Source organism: Kineococcus halophytocola, assembly GCF_041276425.1.
Taxonomy (GTDB): domain Bacteria; phylum Actinomycetota; class Actinomycetes; order Actinomycetales; family Kineococcaceae; genus Kineococcus; species Kineococcus halophytocola.
Window position 1 is genome coordinate 1 of record NZ_JBGFTU010000052.1, and the last position, 2,055, is coordinate 2,055.

The 2,055-nt window shown below is 58.6% G+C and carries 1 rRNA gene; it reads left to right on the top strand.

Annotated elements, in window-relative coordinates:
- The first annotated feature begins 6 nt into the window (after nucleotides 1-6).
- Nucleotides 7-1,527, top strand: a 16S ribosomal RNA gene (locus AB2L27_RS20085).
- The last annotated feature ends 528 nt before the right edge of the window (nucleotides 1,528-2,055 follow it).

Sequence of the window (2,055 nt, forward strand, 5' to 3'; positions counted from 1 at the left end):
GGTTTTTCGACGGAGAGTTTGATCCTGGCTCAGGACGAACGCTGGCGGCGTGCTTAACACATGCAAGTCGAACGGTGACCCCTCTTCGGAGGGTGATCAGTGGCGAACGGGTGAGTAACACGTGAGCAACCTGCCCCTGGCTCTGGGACAACCACTGGAAACGGTGGCTAATACCGGATACGACCTACACAGGCATCTGTTGTGGGTGGAAAGTTTTTCGGCTGGGGATGGGCTCGCGGCCTATCAGCTTGTTGGTGGGGTGATGGCCTACCAAGGCGACGACGGGTAGCCGGCCTGAGAGGGCGACCGGCCACACTGGGACTGAGACACGGCCCAGACTCCTACGGGAGGCAGCAGTGGGGAATATTGCACAATGGGCGCAAGCCTGATGCAGCGACGCCGCGTGAGGGATGACGGCCTTCGGGTTGTAAACCTCTTTCAGCTCCGAAGAAGCGCAAGTGACGGTAGGAGCAGAAGAAGCACCGGCTAACTACGTGCCAGCAGCCGCGGTAATACGTAGGGTGCAAGCGTTGTCCGGAATTATTGGGCGTAAAGAGCTCGTAGGCGGTGTGTCGCGTCTGCTGTGAAAACTCAGGGCTCAACTCTGAGCTTGCAGTGGGTACGGGCACACTTGAGTGCTGTAGGGGAGACTGGAATTCCTGGTGTAGCGGTGAAATGCGCAGATATCAGGAGGAACACCGGTGGCGAAGGCGGGTCTCTGGGCAGTTACTGACGCTGAGGAGCGAAAGCATGGGGAGCGAACAGGATTAGATACCCTGGTAGTCCATGCCGTAAACGTTGGGCGCTAGGTGTGGGGTCCATTCCACGGATTCCGTGCCGCAGCTAACGCATTAAGCGCCCCGCCTGGGGAGTACGGCCGCAAGGCTAAAACTCAAAGGAATTGACGGGGGCCCGCACAAGCGGCGGAGCATGCGGATTAATTCGATGCAACGCGAAGAACCTTACCAAGGCTTGACATGCGCGGTGGAATCCCAGAGATGGGGTGTCATTTAGTTGGTCGCGTACAGGTGGTGCATGGTTGTCGTCAGCTCGTGTCGTGAGATGTTGGGTTAAGTCCCGCAACGAGCGCAACCCTCGTTCCATGTTGCCAGCACGTCATGGTGGGGACTCATGGGAGACTGCCGGGGTCAACTCGGAGGAAGGTGGGGATGACGTCAAATCATCATGCCCCTTATGTCTTGGGCTTCACGCATGCTACAATGGCCAGTACAGAGGGCTGCGATACCGTGAGGTGGAGCGAATCCCAAAAAGCTGGTCTCAGTTCGGATCGGGGTCTGCAACTCGACCCCGTGAAGTCGGAGTCGCTAGTAATCGCAGATCAGCAACGCTGCGGTGAATACGTTCCCGGGCCTTGTACACACCGCCCGTCACGTCATGAAAGTCGGTAACACCCGAAGCCGGTGGCCCAACCCGTATGGGGGGGAGCTGTCGAAGGTGGGACTGGCGATTGGGACGAAGTCGTAACAAGGTAGCCGTACCGGAAGGTGCGGCTGGATCACCTCCTTTCTAAGGAGCATCAACCACACTCCGTGAGCCTCACCGGTCTTCGTGCCGGTGGTGGGTGGGGTGTGGATGGACCAGTTTCTGCCGGCACACGTTCGGCGGCTGGTGCTCGAGGGTGGAACATCAACATGACATCCGGTTCCCGCGACCTGGACCTAGTACCTCAACTCGTCTTCGGATGGTTGAGCGGAAGAGTTGTGGTGGCGGAGAGGGTGTCTGGCGCACTGTTGGGTCCTGAGGGACCGGCTCCTGCTGGCTGCGCAAGTAGCTGGTGTTGTGGTCGAACCTCTGGTCTGGGCTTCACCTGGTTTGTCGATCGGTCCGCGTGCGGATGCTGATACGAGCCGTGCAGGGTGGGGTGTCGGGTTGTCTGTTGAGAACTGCACAGTGGACGCGAACATCTTTGTAGTGGTGTTCGTCGAGTAGATCCTCTAATCGCCACCGCGGTGAGGTCCTTTCGGTCTTCGGGTCGGGGGGTTGAGTCGTGGTGGTGGTCTTTGTGGTTCGTTTATGTTTGTTGCACGCGTTGTG